Origin of the sequence: Pseudomonas sp. N40(2020) (assembly GCF_014472415.1) — a bacterium.
Lineage (GTDB): Bacteria > Pseudomonadota > Gammaproteobacteria > Pseudomonadales > Pseudomonadaceae > Aquipseudomonas.
On record NZ_JACSZV010000003.1, the window covers coordinates 172,447 to 198,960 of the forward strand.

Consider the following 26,514-nt stretch of genomic DNA (forward strand, 5'->3'; position numbering starts at 1 on the left):
GATCGCCCTCGCTTAGATTTCAGCAGCCAGTTGGTTAACCAGCTCTGCGTGCGCGTTTTGATCGATTGTGGCACCCAGGATCTTCTCGGCGCCGCCGACAGCAAGCATACCCACTTGGGCGCGCAGCTTGTCTTTGACACTGTTCAGTTCCTGTTCGATCTCGGCTTGAGCCTGAACCTTCACACGGTCAGCGTCGACACGGGCCTTTTCAACGGCCTCTTCGACAATCTGGTTACCGCGTTTCTTGGCTTGCTCGATGATTTCAGCTGCCTGAGCTTTCGCTTCGCGCAGTTGCTGACCCGCTTTTTCTTGGGCCAACTCCAGGTCGCGAGCTGCACGGCTGGCAGCGTCCAGACCATCAGCGATCTTCTTTTGACGTTCGTGCAGAGCAGCGATGACCGGAGGCCATACATACTTCATGCAGAACAGTACAAAAATCAGGAACGCAACGGACTGGCCAATCAGGGTCGCATTAATGTTCACGCCAACACCTCGCAGTTACGTTGTCCATCACATCAAATTACTCGGAAGACTCCGGGTAATTAGCCAGCGATCTGACCAACGAACGGGTTCGCAAAGGTGAAGAACAGAGCGATACCAACACCGATCATGGTTACGGCGTCGAGCAGACCGGCAACGATGAACATTTTAACTTGCAGCATTGGAACCATTTCTGGCTGACGCGCTGCGCCTTCCAGGAACTTGCCGCCCAGCAGGCCGAAACCAATTGCGGTACCCAGTGCGCCCAGGCCGATCAACAGTGCAACAGCGATAGCGGTTAGACCAACTACAGTTTCCATCTTTCCTCCCGACTTTTACGTCGTATGGTTTAGGTTTTTTAGATTAAAGCGGTAAAACAAATCGTTTCAGGTGCCCTGTGAAGAGCCCCTTCCCGTTTGACCGGGAAGGACATCAGACTAGTCGAGACTGGTCTTAATGGTTTTCTTCGTGCGCCATCGACAGGTAGACGATGGTCAGCATCATGAAGATGAACGCCTGCAGTGTGATGATCAGGATGTGGAACACAGCCCACGCCCACTGCAGAACAACGCCCAGGCCGCTCAGCCAGAGCAGGCCGCTGCCGAACATCACAGCGATCAGAATGAACACCAGCTCGCCGGCATACATGTTGCCGAACAGACGCAGAGCCAGGGAGATCGGCTTGGCGATCAGGGTCACGAATTCCAGCAGGAAGTTCACCGGGATCAGCAGGGCCTGAACGAAGATGTTCTTGCTGCCGAACGGGTGCAGGGTCAGTTCGCCGATGAAGCCGCCGATGCCCTTGACCTTGATGCTATAGAAAATGATCAGAGCGAAAACCGAGAGCGCCATGCCCAGGGTCGCGTTCGGGTCAGTAGTCGACACGGCGCGGAACGGGATGTGCTGGTCGCCGGAGATCAGGATGGCCAGTTGAGGAATCCAGTCGACCGGAATCAGGTCGACGGCGTTCATCAGGAACACCCAGACGAAGATGGTCAGTGCCAGCGGTGCAATCACCGGGCTACGGCCATGGAAGCTGTCTTTCACGCTGCCATCGACGAATTCGACCAATACTTCAACGAAGTTCTGCAAAGCACCCGGCTGACCCGACGTTGCCTTTTTTGCCGCCATGCGGAAAAGAAGGACGAAAATCAGACCCAACGCAACCGACCAGCCGAGGGTATCGACGTGGAAAGCCCAGAAGCCCATTTCTTTGGCTTCTGCTGCGGTATGGGCAAAGCCCCAGCCGCCGTTAGGTAGCTGACCGAAGGTCAGGTTCTGCAAGTGGTGCTGGATATAGCCCGAAGCGGTTGTTTCTGCCATGGTTGCCTCAAACGCCCTAAGGTCTCGAAAGTCTTGTTCTCATCAGCAGGGGAGCGAACCAGCTGACCGACTGAGTCAGCACGAACGCGCCGAATACAGCTATCGGCGCCAGTGGCTTCACACCTGCAAACACCAGTGCAAAGAGCACTGCCGTCAAAATCAGTTTGCCTGCCTCGCCGGCGTAGAAAGACCGGACGATGGACTGGGCTGCTCGGGCGCCGGAAAACCGAAATGCCTTGTGAGCGAAATAAACATTGGGCAGCAAGGCTATCAGGCCTCCGCAAAGTCCCGAGTATCCGGCAACGACTCCATGCCATTGCCAGAGCGCCAAAGCGGCAATGAGCAAAATGACAAATTGAGCCATTAACACCGGAAAAACCGCCAGGCGATGGAACGGCAGGCGGTTTGGCTTGCGGGTTTCCATCACGTTTGCTCTCCAATGGTCGGCTGCCAGAATTCAATAACTTGGCATAATTTGTGCCGACAAAATGCGCGCAGAGTATAGGGGCGGTTCTGCCCCTATTCAACTGTCAGGTAGTGATTTCCGACTGCTCGCTACATGTGGAAATGTTTCAGCGGATGTGTGCGAGCACACCTTGGAGCTCATCGAGGGAGTTGTAACCGATCACCAGCTGCCCCTTTCCCTTCTTTCCGTGGCGAATCTGCACCGCAGAGCCTAGGCGCTCGGCCAGACGCTGTTCGAGACGAGCAATATCCGGGTCGGGTTTGGTGGCTTCCACAGGCTCCGGTTTGCCACTCAACCACTGGCGAACCAATGCTTCAGTTTGGCGCACGGTAAGACCGCGTGCGACAACATGTCGCGCCCCTTCAACCTGCTGATTTTCCGGCAAACCGAGCAAAGCACGGGCATGACCCATTTCCAGGTCGCCGTGGGACAGCATGGTCTTGATGACTTCCGGCAGCGCAATAAGTCGCAAAAGGTTAGCCACAGTGACGCGGGACTTACCCACAGCCTCGGCGACTTGTTGCTGAGTCAGCTGGAATTCCTGCTGCAAACGCTGCAAGGCCACCGCTTCTTCAATCGGGTTGAGGTCCTCGCGCTGAATGTTCTCGATCAGCGCAATGGCAATTGCGGTTTCATCCGGGACATCGCGGACCATCGCCGGGATGGTTTCCTGCCCGGCTTGTTGGCTAGCGCGCCAGCGACGTTCACCGGCAATGATCTCAAACCGGCCACCACCGATCGGGCGCACCACGATCGGTTGCATGACACCTTGTGCCTTGATCGACTGCGCCAGTTCTTCCAGCGCCTGCGGATCCATGTCCCGGCGTGGTTGATACTTGCCGCGCTGGAGCAGGTCCAGGGGCAGGTGTTGCAACTCACGGGTATCCGCTTGCGCGGCTTGTTCTTCAAGCGAGCTGACGGTCGGACCACTCAGCAGTGCATCCAGTCCACGTCCGAGACCTCGTTTCTTGACGGCCATGGGGATTCCTTAAGTTGCCTGAGCGGCGGCGATGCGTGAATTTTTGCGCTGACGACGAACCATCTCGCCCGCCAGGGCCAGATAGGCCAGCGCGCCACGCGATTGCTTGTCGTAGGCCAGCGCCGGCATGCCGTAGCTCGGAGCTTCGGCCAAGCGGATGTTGCGCGGGATCACGGTGTCATACAGCTGATCGCCGAAGTGTTCCTTGAGCTGGGCCGAAACGTCGTTCATCAGGCTCAGGCGCGGGTCATACATGGTCCGCAGCAAACCTTCGACTTTCAGGTTCGGGTTCAACAGTTCGGCGATACGCTTGATGTTATCCACAAGGTCGCTCAAACCTTCCAGCGCAAAGTATTCGCACTGCATGGGGATAATCACCCCATCAGCAGCCACCAATGCGTTCAGCGTGAGCATCGACAGCGACGGCGGGCAGTCGATCAAAATGTAATCGTAATTTTCACGGATCGGCGCCAGCGCACTGCGCAGGCGGCTTTCCTTCATCTGCATTTCCAGCAGAACCACTTCGGCGGCCGTCAAGTCGCGGTTGGCCGGCAGCAATTGATAACCGCCGTGCTCGGAATAGTGCATGGCCTGAGCCAGATCGCATTCGCCGATCAGCAGGTCATAGACCGAGTTTTCCAGGCCATGTTTATCCACACCGCTACCCATGGTGGCGTTGCCCTGTGGATCGAGATCGATCAACAGCACCCGACGCTTGGTCGCGACCAGGGATGCTGCGAGGTTGATGCAGGTGGTGGTCTTGCCCACACCACCCTTCTGGTTCGCTATCGCGAATACCTTAGCCATTCTTGCTTGTGTTCCCAATCATGCCGTGCGGCGCAGTATCAGCAGATGGCGTTGGCCTTGGCAACCGGGTACGGCCAGGGCGTGTTCGCTATCGAGTTTGAAGTCTGCCGGCAATGCTACCAGCTCATCGGCCGGATGAACGCCCTTCATTGCCAGCCAGCGCGTATCGGCATCGCCCAGATGGCGAGTCCAGTTGGTGAAGTTCTCCATGCTGCTGAACGCCCGGGAAATGATCCCGTTGAATGGCTGGGCAGGCTGGAACGCCTCGACGCGACTGTGGATAACTTGCAGGTTATCCAGTTTGAGTTCGAGTTTGACCTGAGTCAGGAAGCGGGTTTTCTTGCCGTTGCTGTCCAGACAGGTCACTTGCGAGTCCGGATACAGGATGGCCAACGGGATCCCCGGCATGCCGCCGCCGCTGCCAACGTCGAGCCAGCGACCGTTTTCGATGAACGACATGACACTCAGACTATCGAGCAGATGACGCGAGACCATCTCGTCCGGATCACGAACCGCAGTCAGGTTGTAGGCCTGGTTCCATTTGATCAACAGGGCCAGATAACCCAGCAGCAATTCGTGCTGGGTTTCGCTGAGATGGACACCGAGCTCGCGGGCTCCTGTGGATAACTCTTCGGCGTGTTGCGAAGTGACCTTAGAACTCAAGCGCTTTGCTCCAACTGACGGCCCGCGCCGCGTTTTTTCAAATGAATCATCAACAGCGAAATCGCTGCCGGGGTCACGCCCGGGATCCTCGAAGCCTGGCCCAGCGTCTCTGGACGCGTCGTGCCGAGCTTGCTCTGGATCTCCTTGGAGAGACCGGAAATGTTGGTGTAATCGATATCCACAGGCAGTTTCGTGTCCTCACTGGCGCGCAGACGGGCGATTTCGTCCTGTTGACGGTCGATGTAACCGGCGTACTTGGTTTTGATCTCAACCTGTTCGGCGACCTGTGGATCTTCGGCGCCGTTCCCGGTCACTTCGACCAGACCAGCGTAGTCGATTTCCGGACGGCTCAAGAGGTTGAGCAAGTTGTATTCGTGGGTCAGCGGCGTGCCGAATTTTTCCGCAATCGCATCGCCTTGCTGCGTGCCCGGGCGAACCCAGGTGCTTTTCAGGCGCTGCTCTTCGAGCTCGATGCTTTCGCGTTTCTTGCAGAAGGCCGCCCAACGCGCGTCATCGACCAGACCCAGTTCACGACCTTTTTCGGTCAGACGCAGGTCGGCGTTGTCCTCGCGCAGGATCAGGCGGTACTCGGCACGGGAAGTGAACATTCGGTACGGCTCTTGGGTACCGAGGGTGATCAGATCGTCGACCAACACGCCGATGTAGGCTTCATCGCGGCGCGGGCACCAGGCTTCTTTGCCCTTCGCGCGCAATGCGGCGTTGGCTCCGGCGAGCAAACCCTGGGCGCCGGCTTCTTCGTAACCGGTGGTGCCGTTGATTTGCCCGGCGAAGAACAGACCGCCGATGACTTTGGTTTCCAGGCTGTACTTCAGGTCGCGCGGATCGAAGTAGTCGTACTCGATCGCATAACCCGGACGCACGATGTGCGCGTTTTCCATACCGCGGATCGATTGCACGATCTGCAATTGCACATCGAACGGCAAGCTGGTGGATATCCCGTTCGGATACAGCTCATGGGTGGTCAAACCTTCCGGTTCGATGAACACCTGATGGCTTTCCTTGTCGGCAAAGCGATGAATCTTGTCTTCGATCGACGGGCAATAACGCGGGCCAATGCCTTCGATCTCGCCGGCAGCGGAATACATCGGCGAGCGATCAAGGTTTGCGGCAATGATTTCGTGGGTTCGGGCGTTGGTGTGGGTAATCCAGCAACTGACCTGGCGTGGATGCTGTTCTTTGTTGCCCATGAACGACATCACCGGGATCGGCGTGTCACCTGGCTGCTCGGTCATCACCGAGAAATCCACAGACTTGCCGTCGATGCGCGGTGGCGTACCGGTTTTCAGGCGACCGACACGCAGTGGCATTTCACGCAGACGGTGTGCCAGGGCAATCGACGGCGGATCACCGGCGCGACCGCCGGAAAAATTCTGCAAACCGATGTGGATAAGTCCGCCGAGGAAGGTACCCGTGGTCAACACCACGGAATCGGCTAAGAAACGCAGACCCATTTGCGTAACAACACCGCGCACTTGTTCCTGCTCGACGATCAGGTCGTCAGCAGCCTGTTGAAATATCCACAGGTTCGGCTGGTTTTCCAGAATTTCGCGGACAGCGGCTTTGTAAAGAATGCGGTCCGCTTGTGCACGGGTTGCACGTACGGCTGGGCCTTTACGGCTGTTCAACACGCGAAACTGGATGCCACCCAAATCAGTAGCCATGGCCATCGCGCCGCCGAGGGCATCGATTTCCTTGACCAGATGGCTTTTGCCGATGCCACCGATGGCCGGGTTGCAACTCATGGCACCGAGGGTTTCCACGTTATGCGTCAGCAACAGGGTTTTTGCCCCCATACGTGCTGACGCCAGTGCTGCCTCGGTACCGGCATGACCGCCGCCGATGACGATCACTTCAAAACGGGAAGGGAAATCCACCACGCACCTCGTGCCTGCTTAAGTAGGTAATTCAGGAATAGTTTGAGATCAGGTTTCTGGACCTGGTCGGCAAGTATAGGGACTTCGCCCTTCCTAAAGAACCCTTTGCACAAAATTTAACCAGCTGTGGAGAACTCGCGGTTAAAAAAATAAAAAAGAAAGAAATTTATAGAATCTTTGTTTTTATGTTTATTCTTACTGCCCTACCTTTCTGTGGATAGATCTCTACAGGCCTTTATATTCAATATGTACAGAGATTCAAAACCCTGTGTCCATGTGCCAATGAGGCCCTTGGATAACCGGTGTAAGCCTGTGGATGAAAGGGGTGGTTATCCACAGAGGGGTTTATATCCAGTTTTCAGGCCCTGTTATCAACTGACCTCAATGGCAGTTATTCACAGGGCTTAATCCACAGAAATTCGATCATTGGATAAATTTCGGGCACGAAGAAACCGCTCGAACTGGAGAATCAGTCGGGCACATCAGGCTGATATTCAGAAAGAAGAAACAAAAACGGGCCACGAACGGGCCCGTTTGAACGTACCGGCGGGTTACTTACCGATGCAGAAGCTGGAAAAGATCCGTCCCAGCAGATCATCAGAGCTGAAGGCCCCGGTGATTTCACCCAAAGAGTGCTGGGCTTGGCGCAGATCTTCGGCCAGAAGCTCACCTGCCCCCGCCAGAGTCAGCTGCGCGCGCCCATGTTCCAGGGCTGCGCTAGCGTGGCGCAAGGCTTCCAGATGCCGGCGACGAGCACTGAAACTGCTTTCCGACGTTTGCTCGTAACCCATGCAGGCCTTGAGATGATCACGCAGTAGTTCCAGTCCTTCACCTGCCGATTTGGCGCTCAGGCTGATGGTCACGTGACCGTCATCGCTGACTTCCAGGGCAATGGCCTCGCCCGTAAGATCAGCTTTGTTACGAATCAAGGTGACTTTCGCCGGATCCGGGCGTACTTCAAGAAACTCCGGCCACAAGGCGAACGGGTCCAAGGCTTCTGGCGCGGTCGCATCGACGACCAGCAATACTCGATCCGCTTCACCGATGGCTTTCAGTGCCCGTTCGACGCCGATCTTTTCTACTTGATCATCGGTGTCGCGCAGACCCGCGGTATCGACAACGTGCAGTGGCATCCCGTCGATGTGGATATGTTCACGCAGGATGTCGCGAGTGGTGCCGGCGATCTCGGTAACGATCGCCGCTTCGCGCCCGGCCAAGGCGTTCAACAGGCTGGACTTGCCGGCATTCGGCCGACCGGCAATGACCACCGTCATTCCATCGCGCAACAAGGCACCCTGCCCGGCCTCGCGTAGCACTGTGGATAATTCATCGCGCACCTTGTCGAGCATACTCAACACATGGCCATCGGCGAGGAAGTCGATTTCTTCTTCAGGGAAGTCGATTGCAGCTTCGACGTAGATGCGCAAACCGATCAATTGTTCGGTGAGGTTATGCACACGCTGGGAAAACGCCCCTTGCAATGAACGCAGGGCATTGCGCGCAGCTTGTGCAGAACTCGCTTCGATCAAATCGGCAATCGCCTCGGCCTGGGCCAGGTCGAGTTTGTCGTTGAGGAAGGCGCGTTCGCTGAACTCGCCCGGACGCGCCAAACGGCAGCCCAGTTCCAGGCAACGCTTGAGCAACATGTCTAGAACGATCGGGCCGCCATGACCCTGCAGTTCCAGCACGTCTTCACCGGTGAACGAGTTCGGTCCCGGAAAATACAGCGCCAGACCTTCGTCTAGCACTTGCTGATCGTCGCTGAAAAAAGGGCCGTAATGGGCGTAGCGTGGTTTCAGTTCGCGGCCGCTGATGGCTTTGGCAGCAACACTGGCCAACGGGCCGGAAACACGGACGATGCCCACACCTCCGCGACCTTGGGCGGTGGCAACAGCTGCGATGGTTTCACGAGGTGCGCTCATAAACCGGAATCCATACAAAAGTGGCAGATAGCAAAACGCCCCACTAGGGGGCGTTTTGAGTGGTGTTATCCACAGAGCAAGTTACGCCTCGGCTTTTTTCGTCGCCGCTTCGATCTTACGCGTGATGTACCACTGTTGTGCAATCGACAGGCAGTTGTTCACAACCCAGTACAGCACCAGACCAGCCGGGAACCACAGGAAGAAGAAGGTGAAGATGATTGGCATCATTTTCATGACCTTCGCCTGCATCGGATCCGGAGGAGTCGGGTTCAACTGCTGCTGGATGAACATGGTTGCGCCCATGATGATCGGCAGAATGAAGAACGGATCCTTGATCGACAAGTCAGTGATCCAAAGCATGAACGGCGCCTGGCGCATTTCCACGCTTTCCAGCAGAACCCAGTACAGCGAAAGGAAAACCGGCATCTGCACGAGGATCGGCAAGCAGCCGCCCAGCGGATTGATCTTCTCTTTCTTGTACAGCTCCATCATGGCTTGCGACATTTTCTGCCGGTCATCGCCATGTTGCTCTTTCAGTGCAGCCAGTTTCGGCGCAACGGCACGCATGCGCGCCATCGATTTGTAGCTGGCAGCCGACAGAGGGAAGAAAATACCCTTGATCAGCATGGTCAGGAAGATGATCGACCAGCCCCAGTTACCGACAATGGCGTGGATATGTTGCAGCAGCCAGAAGATTGGCTGGGCAATGAACCACAGAATGCCGTAGTCGACGGTCAGTTCCAGACCTGGGGACAACTCTTTCAGCACAGCCTGGCTTTTCGGACCGGCGTACAGCACAGCACTGGTTTCAACTTTGGCACCCGGTGCTGCGGTCAGAGTTGGACCTGTGTAACCGATGATGTAGTTGCCTTTGCTGTCTTTACGGGTCTGGACGATGTTGTTTTCGCCCTTGACCGGAATCCATGCAGTCACGAAGTAGTGTTGCAGCCAGGCTACCCAACCACCGGTGACGGTTTCTTTAAGTTGGGCCTTGTCCATGTCCTTCATGGACACTTTCTTGTACGGCTCCGAACTTGTCCACAGGGCGGCGCCCAGGTAAGTAGCGGTGCCAGTAGCGGTTGTGGACGAAGGATCAGCGCTGCTATCACGCTTCAACTGGGCGAACATCGCGCCATTCCAGGGCTGAGCGCTCTGGTTATCCACAATGTACGAAACGGCTACGTCATACAGGCCGCGTTTCAGGGTGAAACGCTTGATGTAATTGACGCCGTCCTTGCTGAACTTCAGGTCGACGACCAGTTGGTCCTGACCGTCAGCCAGTTGATAAGTCTTCTTCTCCGAGGAGTAGACCGGGCGACCAGCCGGATTTGCGTCCGGGCCGTTGGTGCCGATCAGACCGCTTTGCGCCAGATAAACGCGTTCGCCGCCGTTATCGAACAGCTGGAACGGAACGTCCGGACGATCCTGACGACGTGGATACAGAGGCAAGGTCAGTTGAGCAACGTCACCACCTTGTGGATCGATCGCGAGATCGAGCACGTCGGTTTTGATCTGGATCAGATCCTTGCTGGCGGCTACCGGTGTTTCGGCAGGTGCGCTGGTATCGCTAGCGGCGCGCGGAATATCGTCACTGGCGGCAGCATTATTGCCAGTGGCGGTGTCCGGCAAACCGGATGTAGTCGTACTGGAAGCAACATTCTGAGTCGGCAGGGCAGCCTGGCCATAGTCCTGGTTCCATTTAAGAACCATAACGTAGGACACGATTGCCAGGGCGACGATCAGGATCGTGCGTTTGATATCCATGATTACTCGGCCATCGAAGAAGAACGGGAGGTAGGGATAGGCGGAACCGGGTCATAACCACCGGGATTCCACGGATGACAGCGACCTAAACGACGAAAGGTCAGCCAGCCACCGCGCAGAAGGCCATGATTTTCAATGGCTTCATACGCGTAGCAGGAACAACTGGGGTAGAAACGACAGTGACTGGCCATCAAAGGACTAATGGCGTAGCGATAAAACTGGATCGGAACGAGGGCCAGTTTACGCATCAGGACTGTCTACCCCTACAGTTTCGGCGTTGACTGCTGGAACTGGCTTGTTACGGGCCAGACGCTTCCAGAGCTTGCCGAAATGCTGAATCAATTCGGGGTTTTCTACATCACCCAAACCTTTGCGCGCGACGATAACGATGTCCCAGCCGACCAGTGAATCCTGGTGCAGACGGAACGATTCGCGCATCAGACGTTTGAGGCGATTGCGCTCAACGGAGAGCTTTACGCTCTTTTTCCCGATAACCAGCCCGAGACGGGGGTGATCAAGATCGTTGTTGCGTGCAAGGAGCAGGAGATTTTTCCCCGGAACCTTGCCGGTAGGGGAGTCAAAGACTGCCTTGAAATGCCGGGGGGTAAGCAGACGCTTTTCCCGACTGAAGTCCTGACTCACCTCCAGTACCGGATTATCAAACTGCCAGACGCGCACGACCTTTGGCGCGACGACGCGACAGGACTGCGCGGCCGTTCTTGGTTGCCATGCGAGCACGGAAACCGTGGGTACGAGCGCGTTTGATAGTGCTTGGTTGGAAAGTACGTTTCATGTCGTGTTACCTGGTTCGTCCACAACGGGCCGGAATGGCCCCCGTTTTAAGAGACCGGGGATTCTAGAGAAAGCAAGCCTTCAGGTCAATTTCCAACCAACGTTTCCTTATAAATAGATCTCGGGCACTTCTTTGGCTGAAAGCCTGTTCACCATACATAAAAATAAAGAAGGGAATTATTTAAAGCTTTTCTGTAAAGCTTATAAAAGCTAGGGCGGCATTCATCTGTGGATAACTGCCATAAGGCCATATTTTATGTGGTGTACAGAGAATGACAACTACAGTGGAAAACGGTGTTCAGCCTGTGCTGCGCTGTCGGAAAACCTGTGTATGGAAAGGGCTGTTATCCACAGGCAGGTTATCCACCGAGTTTCGCCCCCAGTTGTCCAGTGCCCTTAGAGGCGGTTATCCACAGAGCTTATTCATACACCGTTGGTCGCCTTTTTGCCGGTTAACGCATTGATAAATCATGGTCACCGCACAACCTGCATGTGGATAAGTGGACGGCTCGCCGCTACAATGGCCGCTTGTTTTTGCCTCACCGGCTTTCAACTTAGGGGATATCCGTGTCAGTGGAACTTTGGCAGCAGTGCGTGGAGCTTTTGCGCGAGGAGCTGCCTGCCCAACAATTCAACACCTGGATCCGTCCACTACAGGTCGAAGCCGAAGGCGACGAGTTGCGCGTCTACGCACCGAACCGTTTCGTGCTGGACTGGGTCAACGAAAAGTACCTGGGACGCGTCCTCGAACTGCTGGATGAGCACGGCAACGGCATGGCGCCTGCGCTTTCCTTATTAATAGGCAGCAAGCGCAGCTCGGCGCCGCGTGCAGCACCGAATGCTCCGTTGGCCGCTGCGCAAGCTTCCCAGGCTCAGGCCAATGCCGCGCCAGCGAACACGCCAGCGCCAGCCCCGGCGCCCGCTCCGGCCAAGCGTTCCACGCAGAAAACCGCTGAAGTCAGCGAAGAGCCATCTCGCGACAGCTTCGACCCGATGGCCGGTGCCGCGTCGCAACAGGCCCCGGTGCGCGCTGAACAGCGCACCGTGCAGGTCGAAGGCGCGCTTAAGCACACCAGTTACCTGAACCGCACATTCACCTTTGAGAATTTCGTCGAAGGTAAATCCAACCAGCTCGCTCGCGCGGCGGCCTGGCAAGTGGCGGACAATCCCAAGCATGGCTACAACCCACTCTTCCTTTATGGTGGCGTTGGCTTGGGTAAGACCCACTTGATGCACGCGGTGGGTAACCATCTATTAAAGAAGAACCCGAATGCCAAGGTCGTGTACCTGCATTCCGAGCGTTTCGTGGCCGATATGGTCAAGGCGCTGCAACTGAACGCAATCAATGAGTTCAAGCGTTTCTACCGTTCGGTGGATGCCTTGTTGATTGACGACATTCAGTTCTTCGCCCGCAAAGAGCGTTCCCAGGAAGAGTTTTTCCACACCTTCAACGCCCTGCTTGAAGGTGGTCAGCAGGTCATTCTCACCAGTGACCGCTATCCGAAAGAAATCGAAGGCCTTGAAGAGCGCCTCAAATCCCGCTTCGGCTGGGGCCTGACGGTTGCCGTCGAGCCGCCGGAGCTGGAAACCCGCGTAGCGATCTTGATGAAGAAGGCCGACCAGGCCAAAGTCGACTTGCCACACGATGCAGCGTTCTTCATTGCCCAGCGCATTCGCTCCAACGTCCGTGAGCTGGAAGGCGCGCTGAAACGCGTGATCGCCCACTCGCACTTCATGGGCCGCGACATCACCATCGAGTTGATTCGCGAATCCCTGAAAGACTTGTTGGCGTTGCAGGACAAACTGGTCTCTGTGGATAACATTCAGCGCACTGTCGCCGAGTACTACAAGATCAAGATCTCCGACCTGCTGTCCAAGCGCCGTTCGCGCTCGGTCGCTCGTCCGCGTCAGGTCGCCATGGCGTTGTCCAAGGAACTGACCAACCACAGCCTGCCGGAAATCGGCGATGTGTTTGGCGGTCGCGACCACACGACTGTTTTGCACGCCTGCCGCAAGATCAACGAACTTAAGGAATCCGACGCGGACATCCGCGAGGACTACAAGAACCTGCTGCGTACACTGACCACTTGATGAACACCAGCGCAGCTTATTAAGGCAAGGGACTAGACCATGCATTTCACCATTCAACGCGAAGCCCTGTTGAAACCCCTGCAACTGGTCGCAGGCGTCGTCGAGCGCCGACAGACCTTGCCGGTACTCTCAAACGTGCTGCTGGTTGTCGAAGGCCAGCAATTGTCGCTGACCGGTACCGACCTCGAGGTCGAGCTGGTCGGTCGTGTGCAACTTGAGGAGCCGGCTGAAACAGGTTCCATCACCGTGCCTGCGCGCAAGCTGATGGACATCTGCAAGAGCCTGCCCAACGATGCGCTGATCGACATCAAGGTCGACGAGCAGAAGCTGGTGGTAAAGGCTGGCCGTAGCCGCTTCACACTGTCGACCCTGCCGGCCAACGATTTTCCGACTGTGGAAGAGGGCCCAGGCTCGCTGACTTGCGGCCTGGAGCAAAGCAAACTGCGTCGTCTGATCGAACGCACCAGCTTCGCCATGGCCCAGCAGGACGTGCGCTACTACCTCAACGGCATGCTGCTGGAAGTCTCGGAAGGCATCATCCGCGCAGTGGCCACCGATGGTCACCGTCTGGCGATGTGCTCGATGAAGGCCGATATCGGTCAGCCGGATCGCCACCAGGTGATCGTACCGCGCAAAGGTATTCTCGAGCTGGCGCGTCTGCTCACCGAGCCGGACGGTAATGTCAGCATCGTCTTGGGTCAGCACCACATCCGCGCGACCACCGGCGAATTCACCTTCACCTCCAAACTGGTAGACGGCAAATTCCCTGACTACGAGCGCGTTCTGCCGAAGGGCGGCGACAAGCTGGTGCTTGGCGATCGTCAGGCGCTGCGTGAAGCGTTCAGCCGTACTGCGATTTTGTCCAACGAGAAATACCGTGGTATCCGTCTGCAACTGGCCAGCGGTCAGTTGAAGATCCAGGCCAACAACCCGGAGCAGGAAGAAGCGGAAGAAGAAGTAGGTGTTGAATACAACGGTGGCTCCCTGGAAATCGGCTTCAACGTGAGCTACTTGCTCGACGTGCTGGGCGTGATGACCACCGAGCAGGTTCGCCTGATCCTGTCCGACTCCAACAGCAGTGCGCTGGTGCAAGAGTCCGACAATGACGACTCGGCTTATGTTGTTATGCCGATGCGTCTGTAATCAGCGGACTCTAAATGTCGCTAAGTCGCGTCTCGGTCACCGCGGTGCGCAATCTGCACCCGGTGACCTTCTCCCCCTCCCCCCGCATCAATATTCTTTACGGCGCCAACGGCAGCGGCAAAACCAGTGTTCTGGAAGCCATTCATCTGCTGGGGCTTGCCCGTTCGTTTCGTAGCACGCGGTTGTTGCCGGTCATTCAGTACGAGCAACTCGCCTGCACCGTGTTCGGTCAGGTCGAATTGGCCGAGGGTGGGCACAGTGCGTTGGGGATATCGCGCGACCGTCAGGGCGAGTTCCAGATCCGCATTGACGGCCAGAACGCTCGTAGCGCCGCACAGCTCGCGGAGATTCTGCCGCTACAGTTGATCAATCCGGACAGCTTCCGTCTGCTGGAAGGCGCGCCGAAGATTCGCCGGCAATTTCTCGACTGGGGTGTGTTCCACGTCGAGCCACGGTTCATGGCCACTTGGCAGCGCTTGCAGAAGGCCCTGCGCCAGAGAAACTCTTGGCTGCGGCATGGTACACTTGACGCCGTTTCGCAAGCGGTTTGGGACAGGGAACTGTGCCAGGCCAGCGCTGAAATCGATGAATACCGCCGCGCTTACATCAAAGCCTTGAAACCAGTCTTTGAACAAACCTTGAGCGAACTGGTTGAGCTTGAAGGTTTGACGCTGAGCTATTACCGAGGCTGGGACAAAGACCGCGAATTGAGTGCCGTACTTGCCGGATCCCTGCAACGGGATCAGCAGATGGGTCACACCCAGGCTGGGCCACAACGAGCTGATTTGCGTCTTAGATTGGGCGCACACAACGCCGCGGACATCTTGTCCCGGGGTCAGCAGAAGTTGGTGGTCTGTGCCTTGCGGATTGCCCAAGGGCATCTGGTGAGCCAGGCCCGACGCGGTCAGTGTATTTATCTTGTGGATGACTTGCCGTCCGAACTGGACGAGAGCCACCGCCGTGCGCTGTGCCGTTTGCTGGAAGACTTACGCTGCCAGGTGTTTATCACCTGTGTAGATCACGAATTATTGAGGGAAGGCTGGCAGACGGAAACGCCAGTCGCTTTGTTCCACGTGGAACAGGGCCGTATCACCCAGACCCACGACCATCGGGAGTGAAGGCATTGAGCGAAGAAAATACGTACGACTCAACGAGCATTAAAGTGCTGAAAGGCCTGGATGCCGTACGCAAACGTCCCGGTATGTACATTGGTGACACCGACGATGGCAGCGGTCTGCACCACATGGTGTTCGAAGTGGTCGACAACTCGATCGACGAAGCCCTCGCTGGCCACTGCGACGACATCAGCATCATCATCCACCCGGATGAGTCCATCACCGTTAAAGACAACGGCCGTGGCATCCCGGTAGACGTGCACAAAGAGGAAGGCGTTTCCGCCGCCGAGGTCATCATGACCGTCCTCCACGCTGGCGGTAAGTTCGATGATAACTCCTACAAGGTATCCGGCGGTCTGCACGGTGTAGGTGTGTCGGTAGTGAACGCGTTGTCCGAAGAGCTGGTACTGACCGTTCGCCGCAGCGGCAAGATCTGGGAACAGACCTACATCCACGGCGTACCTCAGGCACCGATGGCCATCGTTGGCGACAGCGAAACCACCGGCACCCAGATTCACTTCAAGCCATCGGCTGACACCTTCAAGAATATCCACTTCAGCTGGGACATCCTGGCCAAGCGTATTCGTGAACTGTCCTTCCTCAACTCCGGTGTCGGCATCGTCCTCAAGGATGAGCGCAGCGGCAAGGAAGAGCTGTTCAAGTACGAAGGTGGTCTGCGTGCGTTCGTTGAATACTTGAACACCAACAAGACTGCGGTCAACCAGGTGTTCCACTTCAACATCCAGCGTGAAGACGGCATCGGCGTGGAAATCGCCCTGCAGTGGAACGACAGTTTCAACGAGAACCTGTTGTGCTTCACCAACAACATTCCGCAGCGCGACGGCGGTACCCACCTGGTGGGCTTCCGTTCGGCACTGACGCGTAACCTGAACAACTACATCGAGCAGGAAGGTCTGGCGAAGAAGCACAAAGTCGCCACCACCGGTGACGATGCCCGTGAAGGTCTGACCGCGATCATCTCGGTGAAAGTGCCGGATCCGAAGTTCAGCTCCCAGACCAAAGACAAGCTGGTCTCTTCCGAAGTGAAGACCGCGGTCGAGCAGGAGATGGGCAAGTACTTCTCCGACTTCCTCTTGGAGAACCCTAACGAAGCCAAGCTGGTTGTCGGCAAGATGATTGATGCCGCCCGTGCCCGTGAAGCCGCGCGCAAGGCCCGTGAGATGACCCGCCGCAAAGGCGCGCTGGACATCGCCGGCCTGCCGGGCAAGCTCGCTGACTGCCAGGAAAAAGATCCTGCGCTGTCCGAACTGTACCTCGTGGAAGGTGACTCCGCGGGCGGCTCTGCCAAGCAGGGACGTAACCGCAAGACCCAGGCCATCCTGCCGCTCAAGGGCAAGATCCTCAACGTCGAGAAAGCACGTTTCGACAAGATGATCTCGTCCCAGGAAGTGGGCACCCTGATCACCGCGCTGGGTTGCGGTATCGGTCGCGACGAGTACAACATCGACAAGCTGCGTTATCACAACATCATCATCATGACCGATGCTGACGTCGACGGTTCGCACATCCGTACCCTGCTGCTGACCTTCTTCTTCCGTCAGTTGCCGGAGCTGATCGAGCGTGGCTACATCTACATCGCCCAGCCACCGTTGTACAAGGTCAAGAAAGGCAAGCAAGAGCAATACATCAAAGACGACGACGCCATGGAAGAGTACATGACGCAGTCGGCGCTGGAAGATGCGAGCCTGCACCTGAACGACGAAGCCCCGGGCATTTCCGGTGAAGCGCTTGAGCGTCTGGTGAATGACTTCCGCATGGTGATGAAGACCCTCAAGCGTCTGTCACGCCTGTACCCACAGGAACTGACCGAACACTTCATCTACCTGCCGGCCGTCAGCCTGGAAACGCTTGGCGATCATGCAGCGATGCAAGATTGGCTGGCTCAGTACGAAGTCCGTCTGCGCACCAACGAGAAGTCCGGTCTGGTCTACAAGGCCAGCCTGCGTGAAGATCGTGAACGTGGCGTGTGGCTGCCAGAGGTCGAACTGATCTCCCACGGCCTGTCGAACTACGTCACCTTCAATCGCGACTTCTTCGGCAGCAACGACTACAAAACCGTCGTCACTCTCGGCGCTCAACTGAGCACCCTGCTCGATGAAGGCGCGTACATCCAGCGTGGCGAGCGCAAGAAAGCGGTCACCGAGTTCAAGGAAGCTTTGGACTGGCTGATGGCCGAAAGCACCAAGCGTCATACCATTCAGCGATACAAAGGTCTGGGCGAGATGAACCCGGATCAGCTGTGGGAAACCACCATGGACCCAAGTGTGCGTCGCATGCTGAAAGTCACCATCGAAGACGCCATTGGCGCAGACCAGATCTTCAACACCCTCATGGGTGATGCGGTCGAACCTCGCCGTGAGTTCATCGAGAGCAATGCGTTGGCGGTATCCAACCTGGATTTCTGATCCCGGTCGGCGGCTCCAACGAAAAAGGCCAACGCATTGCGTTGGCCTTTTTTATTACCCGCTATTTACTCGCCCGCCGACGTCACACTCTCCAACCGATACCCATACCCGTAAATCGTCAGCAACTGCCAACCGCGATCCGCCGTCAGCCCCAGCTTGTTACGCAACCGATAGATATGCGTATCCAGCGGTCTTGAGGAGGCTACTTCCTCATGTGGCCAAAATCGCTCATACAGGTAATCGCGCGACAGCGGTCGCCCTAAATTGCTGAACAGGCACCGAGCCAGCCGATACTCGCGCTCAGTCATAACGATCGGTATGCCCTCACGGGTGACGGTCAATTCGGCATCGTCGAAGGTCAGGTCATTGAAGGTGAGTACTTCGGCAGCAGGTGTGCGTGGCTGGCTGTGCCGGCGCAGCACTGCGGCGACCCGGGCTTTCAGTTCATTGGGCCGGAACGGTTTGCTAACGTAGTCGTCGGCGCCGGCGTTGAGGGCCTGGACGATATCGCTTTCGCCATCGCGGCTGGTGAGCATGATCGCCGCAGGTGGCGCTTCCATGTGTTCGCGGGTCCAGCGCAGCAACGCCAGACCCGAGAGATCGGGCAGTTGCCAGTCGAGGACCAGCAGATCGAAGGTTTCCCGGCGCAGCTGTCGCAGCAAGTCTTCACCGCGCTCGAAGCTGTGCAGCGACCATGGCTGTTCTCCGACCTCGGCCATCTGTTGCAAGGTCTGCTCGACCCGGCGCAGCTCGGCGGGTTCGTCGTCCAGTATCGCAACGCGCATACGCGGTGGTTCCTTGTTGCTGGGGCAGTTGGTCGTCAACCTTAGTCGCTCGGCCATCGCTATGAAAGGAAGCAGCCCGCCGTTGGTCGACGTCCGCTATGATTCTTCGGGTCATGTCTCAGACCTGTGACCTATGAAACCATTCACCCGCCCTACCCCTTTTTCCCATGAATGACCGCAGACGGCACGAAAGCCGCGAGCCGAGCCAGGTGCAGCGACTGTTTCGCCAGTTGGTGCGTGAGTGGTTGTGGATAAGTCTAGTGCTGTTGCCGCTGACTGCCCTGTTGTCTTATCGCGCGCAGATAAACTTGCCCGATGCTTCTCCGGCAGCGGGTGCCCTACTCTCGGTGAGCATGGTGGCTTGCGTGCTGGGCCTACTGCTGTGGCGGCCGCGCCTGGCACTTTGGATGACACTGATTGGCATGGCATGCGTGTTGATTACCAGCGCCGGCCTGGCGCAAATGCGCCTATGGTGGTCGCCGACGCCAGCGGTGCTGGGCATGCTGTTTGGCTATCTGATCTGGAACTGGCGCCGGCTCAGCGTGGTGCTGACGTACTTCGGCTGGGAGTTGGCGCGGCTCGACAGCGAACCGAAAGTGTTTCCCGAGCGCCGCCGCACGCAATTTACCGGCGCTGATCGCTTGCAGGGCCAGATCATGGCACTCGAACAAGCCATGAGCCGCACCCGCGATACCCGGCGGTTCATCGCGGACGGTCTGGAGTATTTGCCCGTTGCCACACTGATCAGCGACCCCAAGGGACGGATCCTGTTGGGCAATCGCAAGGCTCGCCTTCTGTTCGATCAGGCGCTGGTGGGCGACGATGTTCTCGATCAACTGGCACAGCTCGGTTATCCCGAGTTGTCGGCAGCGCCGCGCCCAACATTGTCCGCCCTGCCACTGCTGGAGTTTCGCGATCACAAAGAACGCAGCCTGCGCCTGGAGCGTGCCGCGTTGCTGCCGGTGGACGGAGACACGCCAATCGGTTGGTTGCTGAGCCTCACCGACCTCAGCGCTGAACGCGCCGCAGAGGAACAACGCGGCGTCTTGCTGCGCTTCCTGTCCCACGATCTGCGCGCGCCGCATTCGGCTATCCTCGCTCTGCTCGATGTTCACCGCCATCAGGCTGGCGCGGATTCTCCGCTGTTCGAGCAGATTGAACGTCAGGTGCGCCGCGCGCTTTCCTTGACTGATGGCTTCGTGCTGTTGGCGCGGGCGGAATCCGAGGCCTATCAGTTCCAGCCCAGTCTGTTTGCGATGCTGGTCCTCGACGTGGTGGATCAGGCATTGCCCATCGCCCAACAACAACGTATCGAGTTGCTCCACGACATGGACGAGCAAGCACAGGAGCGGCTGGTGCTGGCCGATCAGGGATTGCTGACCCGCGCACTGTTCAATTTGCTGGAAAACGCCATCAAGTACAGCCCGGCCGATACCGCGATTGAGCTGCGCGTCACTTGCCACAACGAATGGCTACGCTGCGAGCTTAGGGATCAGGGCAAAGGCATTGCCGCCGAAGAACTCCCCGATTTGTTCACCCAGTACCGGCGCTTTTCTTCGGCTCACGGCATCGATGGTGTTGGCCTTGGATTGTCGATGGTTAAAGCCGTGATCGATCATCATGGCGGCCGGATCGAGTGCTTTAGCGTGGTCGATCAAGGCACAACGTTCGTGCTTGAGTTGCCTTTGATCGCTGATTGATAAGGCACAAAAAAACCGGCTATATCAGCCGGTTTTTTTACTTCCGAAAAAAACTTATGCACCTTTTACGGTGTTTTATGAGCTTGAGAAATATATAAGTAAATCAATTACTTAAAATCAATATTCAGGCATTTTCAACAAAACCGTACACAGGTTATCCACAAAATCTCAGACAGCCAGCTGATCACTCGCAGCCGGCGCTTGCGGGGCCGGTGGCAGCGAACCCATTTCGCGCTGGGTCTTCTCGTTCCAGGCCTGCACCCGGTCGTTCAGCTCGGCGATGGCACGCGGGCCAGTGCCTTCGGCGTACATCGGTTCACCAATGACCACCGTGATCACTCCGGACATTTTGCCCCAGCCGACTTTCGGCCAGAACTTGCCCGCATTGTGTGCAATCGGCAGGACCGGAAGCGCCGCATTTACTGCCAATGCGCTGCCACTGCGCGAGAACTTTCCGACAGTGCCAAAAGGAACGCGCGTACCTTCCGGAAAGATCAGCACCCAAACGTTGTCCTTGAGCAGTTCATCACCCTTTGCGGCGACTTGTTTCAGCGCCGCTTTCGGGTTGTCGCGATCAATGGCAATCGGCCGCAGCATGGCCATGGCCCAGCCGAAGAACGGCACGTAAAGCAATTCGCGCTTGAGCACCTGGCTCAACGGCGAGAAATAAGCGGAGAGAAAGAACGTCTCCCAAGTGCTCTGGTGGTTCGACTGAATCACGCAGGGCCGGTCAGGCACGTTTTCCGCGCCTTTGATTTCGTAACGGATACCGAGGAACACCTTGGTCAACCACAAGGCGCAACGGCACCAGTACACGTTGATAAAACGATAGCGCGCCTTGAATGGCAGAAAGGGCGCGATGAAAAAGCTCAGGCTGCACCACAGCAAGGACGTGGTGCCCAGCAGCAGATAAAAAAGGAAAATTCTGAAGGCCCGCAGTATCGACATGGCGACGTTTACCGTTACGGGGCAATGCCCGTCTGTTCAAGCGCACTCCCGATCAATCCCTGGTCAGGAATTTCAGAAGTACTCTAGTTGTGGATAAGTTCTGCGGCAATCGCCGCCAGATCGTCAAAAATCAGAGTGCCAACCGGCAGGGTTTTGCCCTGAGTCTTTTCGCCTTTCCCGGTCTTTACCAAAACTGGCTGTGAATCGACGGCTTTGGCGGCCTCCAGGTCACCAAGGCTGTCGCCGACGAACCAGACATTCGTCAGCGCCACGTTGTAATGCTCGGCGATGGTTTTCAACATGCCCGGTTTCGGCTTGCGGCAATCGCAGCCTTCATCCGGCCCATGCGGGCAGTAAACGATCAGCCCGACTTCACCGCCCTGCTCCGCCACCAACTCGCGCAGGCGCGCGTGCATGGCATCGAGAGTGGCGAGGTCGTAATAGCCGCGAGCAATGCCCGACTGGTTGGTGGCGACCGCCACCGTCCAGCCGGCCTTGCTCAACTGCGCAATCGCCTCGATCGAACCGGGCAAAGGAACCCATTCCTCCACCGACTTGATATAAGCGTCGGAGTCGTAATTGATCACTCCGTCCCGATCGAGAATCAGCAGTTTCAACAGCAATCCCTCAACCCAGCAGCGAGATGTCGGCAACACCGAGGAACAAGCCACGCAGACGCGCCAGCAGCGCGTAACGGTTGGCCCGAACCTTGGCGTCTTCGGCATTGACCATCACCGCGTCAAAGAACGCGTCGACCGGCTCACGCAATGCCGCCAGGCGTGCCAGCGATTCGTTGTACTGACGCGCCGCCGCCATTGGCTGCACAGCCTGATCGGCCTGCTGGATCGCCGAGTACAGCGAAAACTCGTTGGCGTTGTCGAAGTACTTGGCCTCAACCACGGTCGGCACCGAGCCTTCAACCTTGCTCAGCAAGTTCGAAACACGCTTGTTCACCGCCGCCAGTGCTGCGGCTTCCGGCAGTTTGCGGAAGGCCTGTACCGCTTGCACACGCTGGTCGAAGTCCAGCGCCGAACCCGGCTTCAGGGCACGTACCGACAGGTAAGTGGCCACATCGACGCCTTCGTCTTCGTAACGCGCACGCAGACGATCGAAGATGAACTCAAGCACCGACTCGTTGAGGCCGGCAGCCTTGACCTTGGCACCGAACGCATTCACGGCGAAGGCCACGGCGTCGTTCAGGTCCAGATCCAGTTGTTTCTCGATCAGGATGCGCAGCACGCCGAGTGCCGCACGGCGCAGGGCATACGGGTCTTTGCTGCCGGTTGGCAGCATGCCGATACCGAAGATGCCGACCAGGGTGTCGAGCTTGTCCGCGATAGCGACGGCCGCACCGGTCAGGGTCGCCGGCAGTTCAGCACCGGCACCGCGCGGCATGTACTGCTCGTTCAGCGCCAGCGCGACGTCTTCCTGCTCGCCGTCATTGAGGGCGTAGTAGTAGCCGGCGACACCTTGCATCTCCGGGAACTCGCCGACCATTTCGGTGGCCAGGTCGCACTTCGACAGCAAGCCGGCACGGGCAGCCCACGAAGCGTTGCCACCAATGCGTGCGGCGATGTAGGCAGCCAGTTTCGATACGCGCTCGGCCTTGTCGTAGACGCTGCCGAGTTTTTCCTGGAAGACCACGTTTTTCAGGCGATCGTTGAACACTTCGAGTTTCTGCTTCTTGTCTTGCTTGAAGAAGAACTCGGCGTCGGTCAGACGTGGGCGAACCACTTTCTCGTTACCGGCGATGATCTGCTGCGGATCTTTGCTCTCAATGTTGGCCACAGTAATGAAACGTGGCAGCAACTTGCCGTCGGCATCCAGCAGGCAGAAGTACTTCTGGTTGTCCTGCATGGTGGTGATCAGCGCTTCTTGCGGCACGTCGAGGAAGCGTTCCTCGAACGAGCACACGAGCGGCACTGGCCATTCAACCAGCGCGGTGACTTCGTCGAGCAGTGCCGGCGGAACGATCGCTGTGCCTTCCTGACGGGTGGCCAGCTCTTCGGTGCGCTTGCTGATGATCTCGCGACGCTCGTTGGCGTCAGCCAGAACGTAGGCAGCACGCAGGTCGGCCAGGTAGCTCGACGGCGAACCGATGCGCACGCTTTCCGGGTGATGGAAGCGGTGGCCACGGGAGTCACGGCCAGCCTTCTGCGCGAGGATGGTGCAGTCGATGACCTGGTCACCGAGCAGCATCACCAGCCACTGGGTCGGACGCACGAACTCTTCCTTGCGCGCACCCCAACGCATGCGTTTCGGGATCGGCAGGTCGTTCAGCGAATCTTCGACGATGGTCGGCAGCAGGCTCGCGGTCGGTTTGCCGGCGATGCTCTGGCTGTAGCGCAGTTTCGGACCGCTCTGGTCTATTTCGCTCAGCTCGACGCCGCACTTCTTGGCAAAACCAAGAGCTGCCTGCGTCGGATTGCCTTCAGCGTCGAACGCCGCCTGACGTGGCGGGCCGTCGAGGTTGATGCTGCGATCCGGCTGCTGGGTGGCCAGCGCAGTGATCAGCACAGCCAGACGACGCGGCGCCGCGTAGACGGTTTTGCTCTCGTAGCTCAGGCCGGCGGCTTGCAGGCCCTTGTCGATACCGGCGAGGAACGCGTCAGCCAAAGTGTTCAGGGCTTTGGGTGGCAGTTCTTCGGTGCCCAGTTCAACCAGAAAATCTTGCGCACTCATTGTGCAGCCTCCAGCTTGGCCAGTACTTCGTCACGCAGGTCCGGGGTCGCCATCGGGAAGCCCAGCTTGGCGCGGGCCAGCAGGTAGGCTTGAGCGACGGAACGCGCCAGGGTGCGAACGCGCAGAATGTATTGCTGACGCGCGGTCACCGAGATCGCCCGGCGCGCATCCAGCAGGTTGAAGGTGTGCGAAGCCTTCAACACCATTTCGTAGCTCGGCAACGGCAGCGGCTGGTCGAGTTCGATCAGGCGCTTGGCTTCGCTTTCATAGAAGTCGAACAGTTCGAACAGCTTGTCGACGTTGGCGTGTTCGAAGTTGTAAGTGGACTGCTCCACTTCGTTCTGGTGGAACACGTCGCCGTAAGTCACTTTGCCCATCGGGCCGTCAGCCCAGACCAAGTCGTAAACCGAATCCACGCCTTGCAGGTACATGGCCAGACGCTCGAGACCGTAGGTGATCTCGCCGGTCACCGGGTAGCACTCGATGCCGCCCGCTTGCTGGAAGTAAGTGAACTGAGTCACTTCCATGCCGTTGAGCCAGACTTCCCAGCCCAGACCCCAGGCGCCGAGGGTCGGCGATTCCCAGTTGTCTTCGACGAAGCGAATGTCGTGGACCAGCGGGTCCAGACCGACGTGCTTGAGGGAGCCCAGGTAAAGTTCCTGGAAGTTGTCCGGGTTCGGCTTCAGGACGACCTGAAACTGATAGTAGTGCTGCAGACGGTTCGGGTTTTCGCCGTAACGGCCATCAGTCGGACGGCGGCTTGGCTGCACGTAAGCGGCGTTCCAGGTTTCCGGGCCAATGGCGCGCAGGAAGGTCGCAGTGTGGAAAGTGCCGGCGCCTACTTCCATATCGTAGGGCTGAAGTACCACACAACCTTGCTCGGCCCAGTATTGCTGGAGCGCGAGGATCAAGTCTTGGAAGGTACGCACGGCTGGCGTAGGCTGGCTCACGAAATTCACCTGTTTCTTGGGCTGCGATTTAAAGAGCGGGAGTATACCCGATTCGTTGCTGCGCACGCCCCCTGGAGCCTTATGCCACGCTGCTTTTGGTGTACCGAAGATCCGTTGTACATGGCTTATCACGATCAGGAGTGGGGCACGCCGCTACGCGATGCGCAGGGTTTGTTCGAGTTGCTTTTGCTCGAAGGGTTCCAGGCCGGGCTGTCCTGGATCACCGTATTGCGCAAACGCGAGCGTTATCGCGAGGTGTTGTTCGGCTTCGACGTGCAGCGCGTGGCGCAGATGAGCGACGCCGAAATCGACGAATTGATGCTTGACCCCGGCATCATCCGTAACCGCCTCAAACTCAATGCCGCCCGGCGCAATGCCCAAGCCTGGCTCGCGCTGGAGGACCCGGTGGCGTTTCTCTGGTCGTTTGTCGGGGACCAACCGATCATCAATCATTTCAAGGATCGCAGCGAAGTCCCGGCGATCACCCCCGAAGCGCTGGCGATGAGCAAAGGTCTGAAAAAGGCCGGGTTTACGTTCGTCGGACCGACCATTTGCTACGCGTTGATGCAGGCCTCGGGCATGGTCATGGATCACACGCAGGATTGCGACCGCTACGCGCAGCTCGCCAACGGCGGTTAGAATGCCCGCCTCGCGCACAGCACAAAGATCAGGAGTGACCTGTGGAAAAGTTTAAAGGCGCCTTGCTGGTAGGCGCTCTGCGGCTGTTTGCCCTGCTGCCATGGCGGGCCGTGCAGGCCGTGGGTTCGGCGATTGGCTGGATCATGTGGAAAACCCCCAACCGTTCCCGCGACGTGGTGCGGATCAACCTCGCCAAATGTTTCCCACAGATGGATCCTACCGAGCGCGAGCGTCTGGTTGGCCAGAGCCTGAAGGACATCGGCAAGTCCCTGACCGAAAGCGCCTGCGCGTGGATCTGGCCGGCGCAGCGTTCCATCGATCTGGTGCGCGAAGTCGAAGGCCTCGACATCCTCAAGGACGCATTGGCTTCGGGCAAAGGCGTTGTCGGCATCACCAGCCACCTGGGCAACTGGGAAGTGCTCAACCACTTCTATTGCAGCCAGTGCAAACCGATCATTTTCTACCGTCCGCCAAAGTTGAAGGCTGTGGATGAATTGCTGCGCAAGCAACGCGTGCAACTGGGCAACAAAGTTGCCGCGTCGACCAAGGAAGGCATCCTCAGTGTCATCAAGGAAGTGCGCAAGGGTGGTGCAGTGGGTATTCCGGCTGACCCGGAACCGGCCGAATCCGCCGGAATCTTCGTGCCGTTCTTCGCCACGCAGGCGCTGACGAGCAAGTTCGTACCTAACATGCTGGCCGGTGGCAAAGCCGTCGGCGTGTTTCTGCATGCGCTGCGCCTGCCCGACGGTTCCGGCTATAAAGTCATCCTCGAAGCCGCGCCGGAAGCGATGTACAGCACCGATACCGAGACGTCCTGCGCCGCCATGAGCAAAGTCGTCGAGCGTTATGTCGCGGCGTATCCGAGCCAGTACATGTGGAGCATGAAGCGCTTCAAGAAACGTCCGCCGGGTGAAGCTCGCTGGTACTGAGGCGTTAGAGATGTG

General features: G+C 57.7%; 25 protein-coding genes. 7 read left to right on the forward strand and 18 right to left on the reverse strand.

What is annotated here, in order from left to right:
• Positions 1–12 precede the first annotated feature (12 nt).
• The 13 genes from IAI51_RS03580 to rpmH all read right to left on the reverse strand — a co-directional run bounded on the left by IAI51_RS03580 (position 13) and on the right by rpmH (position 11,092).
• Entirely contained in the window at positions 13–483 is a 471-nt protein-coding gene (locus IAI51_RS03580) for a F0F1 ATP synthase subunit B (RefSeq protein ID WP_064116541.1), read from the reverse strand.
• A 59-nt stretch (positions 484–542) separates the two neighbouring features.
• Entirely contained in the window at positions 543–800 is a 258-nt protein-coding gene (gene atpE / locus IAI51_RS03585) for a F0F1 ATP synthase subunit C (protein WP_003097235.1), read from the reverse strand.
• A gap of 133 nt (positions 801–933) precedes the next feature.
• Entirely contained in the window at positions 934–1,803 is an 870-nt protein-coding gene (atpB, locus tag IAI51_RS03590; protein WP_095188717.1) for a F0F1 ATP synthase subunit A, read from the reverse strand.
• Positions 1,804–1,819: 16 nt separating this feature from the next.
• Entirely contained in the window at positions 1,820–2,227 is a 408-nt protein-coding gene (locus IAI51_RS03595; protein WP_003229783.1) for a F0F1 ATP synthase subunit I, read from the reverse strand.
• A gap of 148 nt (positions 2,228–2,375) precedes the next feature.
• The gene (locus IAI51_RS03600; RefSeq protein WP_187677230.1) at positions 2,376–3,248 is read right to left on the reverse strand and encodes a ParB/RepB/Spo0J family partition protein; all 873 of its coding nucleotides are present in this window, start codon (positions 3,246–3,248) and stop codon (positions 2,376–2,378) included.
• Positions 3,249–3,257: 9 nt separating this feature from the next.
• The gene (locus IAI51_RS03605) at positions 3,258–4,055 is read right to left on the reverse strand and encodes a ParA family protein (protein ID WP_008084406.1); all 798 of its coding nucleotides are present in this window, start codon (positions 4,053–4,055) and stop codon (positions 3,258–3,260) included.
• Positions 4,056–4,073: 18 nt separating this feature from the next.
• Positions 4,074–4,718 (reverse strand): 16S rRNA (guanine(527)-N(7))-methyltransferase RsmG, encoded by a 645-nt coding sequence (gene rsmG / locus IAI51_RS03610; RefSeq protein WP_187677231.1) that lies wholly within the window; start codon positions 4,716–4,718, stop codon positions 4,074–4,076.
• Positions 4,715–6,613: a tRNA uridine-5-carboxymethylaminomethyl(34) synthesis enzyme MnmG gene (gene mnmG, locus IAI51_RS03615; protein ID WP_187677232.1), complete on the reverse strand. Its 1,899-nt coding sequence runs from the start codon at positions 6,611–6,613 to the stop codon at positions 4,715–4,717. The genes rsmG and mnmG overlap by 4 nt, the downstream gene beginning before the upstream one ends.
• Before the next feature lie 551 nt (positions 6,614–7,164).
• Positions 7,165–8,535, reverse strand: a complete 1,371-nt coding sequence (gene mnmE / locus IAI51_RS03620) for a tRNA uridine-5-carboxymethylaminomethyl(34) synthesis GTPase MnmE (RefSeq protein ID WP_187677233.1) — start codon at positions 8,533–8,535, stop codon at positions 7,165–7,167.
• A gap of 81 nt (positions 8,536–8,616) precedes the next feature.
• Positions 8,617–10,299, reverse strand: coding sequence for a membrane protein insertase YidC (yidC, locus tag IAI51_RS03625; RefSeq protein WP_187677234.1), 1,683 nt, complete (start codon positions 10,297–10,299; stop codon positions 8,617–8,619).
• 2 nt (positions 10,300–10,301) lie between these two features.
• The gene (yidD, locus tag IAI51_RS03630) at positions 10,302–10,547 is read right to left on the reverse strand and encodes a membrane protein insertion efficiency factor YidD (RefSeq protein ID WP_010465488.1); all 246 of its coding nucleotides are present in this window, start codon (positions 10,545–10,547) and stop codon (positions 10,302–10,304) included.
• Complete coding sequence (gene rnpA / locus IAI51_RS03635) at positions 10,540–10,941, reverse strand: ribonuclease P protein component (RefSeq protein WP_316249752.1); 402 nt, start codon at positions 10,939–10,941, stop codon at positions 10,540–10,542. Before rnpA ends, yidD begins: the two co-directional genes overlap by 8 nt.
• A 16-nt stretch (positions 10,942–10,957) precedes the next feature.
• On the reverse strand, positions 10,958–11,092 hold the full coding sequence (gene rpmH, locus IAI51_RS03640; protein ID WP_003213577.1) for a 50S ribosomal protein L34: 135 nt from the start codon (positions 11,090–11,092) through the stop codon (positions 10,958–10,960).
• Positions 11,093–11,658: 566 nt separating this feature from the next.
• On the opposite strand from rpmH, the gene dnaA reads away from it, so the two are divergent.
• From dnaA to gyrB, 4 genes are read left to right on the forward strand one after another with little or no spacing between them, the layout of a single operon-like run.
• Positions 11,659–13,182 carry a chromosomal replication initiator protein DnaA gene (gene dnaA / locus IAI51_RS03645; RefSeq protein WP_187677235.1) on the forward strand — a complete coding sequence of 508 codons (1,524 nt, stop codon included), beginning with the start codon at positions 11,659–11,661 and terminating at the stop codon, positions 13,180–13,182.
• Positions 13,183–13,221: 39 nt separating this feature from the next.
• On the forward strand, positions 13,222–14,325 hold the full coding sequence (gene dnaN / locus IAI51_RS03650) for a DNA polymerase III subunit beta (protein ID WP_187677236.1): 1,104 nt from the start codon (positions 13,222–13,224) through the stop codon (positions 14,323–14,325).
• 14 nt (positions 14,326–14,339) lie between these two features.
• Complete coding sequence (gene recF / locus IAI51_RS03655; RefSeq protein ID WP_007911886.1) at positions 14,340–15,443, forward strand: DNA replication/repair protein RecF; 1,104 nt, start codon at positions 14,340–14,342, stop codon at positions 15,441–15,443.
• Between the two features lie 5 nt (positions 15,444–15,448).
• Complete coding sequence (gyrB, locus tag IAI51_RS03660) at positions 15,449–17,866, forward strand: DNA topoisomerase (ATP-hydrolyzing) subunit B (RefSeq protein ID WP_187677237.1); 2,418 nt, start codon at positions 15,449–15,451, stop codon at positions 17,864–17,866.
• Between the two features lie 65 nt (positions 17,867–17,931).
• On the opposite strand, the gene IAI51_RS03665 is transcribed toward gyrB, so the two are convergent.
• Positions 17,932–18,651: a response regulator transcription factor gene (locus IAI51_RS03665; protein ID WP_187677238.1), complete on the reverse strand. Its 720-nt coding sequence runs from the start codon at positions 18,649–18,651 to the stop codon at positions 17,932–17,934.
• A gap of 167 nt (positions 18,652–18,818) precedes the next feature.
• Here IAI51_RS03665 and IAI51_RS03670 point away from each other — a divergent pair, with 167 nt between their 5' ends.
• Positions 18,819–20,351 carry a sensor histidine kinase gene (locus IAI51_RS03670; RefSeq protein ID WP_187677239.1) on the forward strand — a complete coding sequence of 511 codons (1,533 nt, stop codon included), beginning with the start codon at positions 18,819–18,821 and terminating at the stop codon, positions 20,349–20,351.
• Between the two features lie 168 nt (positions 20,352–20,519).
• Here the strand turns inward: IAI51_RS03670 and IAI51_RS03675 are convergent, their stop codons facing one another.
• The 4 genes from IAI51_RS03675 to glyQ form a co-directional block, all read right to left on the reverse strand.
• Positions 20,520–21,299, reverse strand: coding sequence for a lysophospholipid acyltransferase family protein (locus IAI51_RS03675; protein WP_187677240.1), 780 nt, complete (start codon positions 21,297–21,299; stop codon positions 20,520–20,522).
• 83 nt (positions 21,300–21,382) lie between these two features.
• Positions 21,383–21,922, reverse strand: coding sequence for a D-glycero-beta-D-manno-heptose 1,7-bisphosphate 7-phosphatase (gmhB, locus tag IAI51_RS03680; protein WP_187677241.1), 540 nt, complete (start codon positions 21,920–21,922; stop codon positions 21,383–21,385).
• A 4-nt stretch (positions 21,923–21,926) separates the two neighbouring features.
• Positions 21,927–23,981, reverse strand: a complete 2,055-nt coding sequence (gene glyS, locus IAI51_RS03685; RefSeq protein WP_187677242.1) for a glycine--tRNA ligase subunit beta — start codon at positions 23,979–23,981, stop codon at positions 21,927–21,929.
• Positions 23,978–24,931: a glycine--tRNA ligase subunit alpha gene (glyQ, locus tag IAI51_RS03690; RefSeq protein ID WP_025112261.1), complete on the reverse strand. Its 954-nt coding sequence runs from the start codon at positions 24,929–24,931 to the stop codon at positions 23,978–23,980. Before glyQ ends, glyS begins: the two co-directional genes overlap by 4 nt.
• A gap of 81 nt (positions 24,932–25,012) precedes the next feature.
• On the opposite strand from glyQ, the gene IAI51_RS03695 reads away from it, so the two are divergent.
• Positions 25,013–25,570 (forward strand): DNA-3-methyladenine glycosylase I, encoded by a 558-nt coding sequence (locus tag IAI51_RS03695; protein ID WP_034152197.1) that lies wholly within the window; start codon positions 25,013–25,015, stop codon positions 25,568–25,570.
• A gap of 41 nt (positions 25,571–25,611) precedes the next feature.
• Positions 25,612–26,499, forward strand: coding sequence for a lysophospholipid acyltransferase (locus tag IAI51_RS03700; RefSeq protein ID WP_187677243.1), 888 nt, complete (start codon positions 25,612–25,614; stop codon positions 26,497–26,499).
• Positions 26,500–26,514 lie beyond the last annotated feature (15 nt).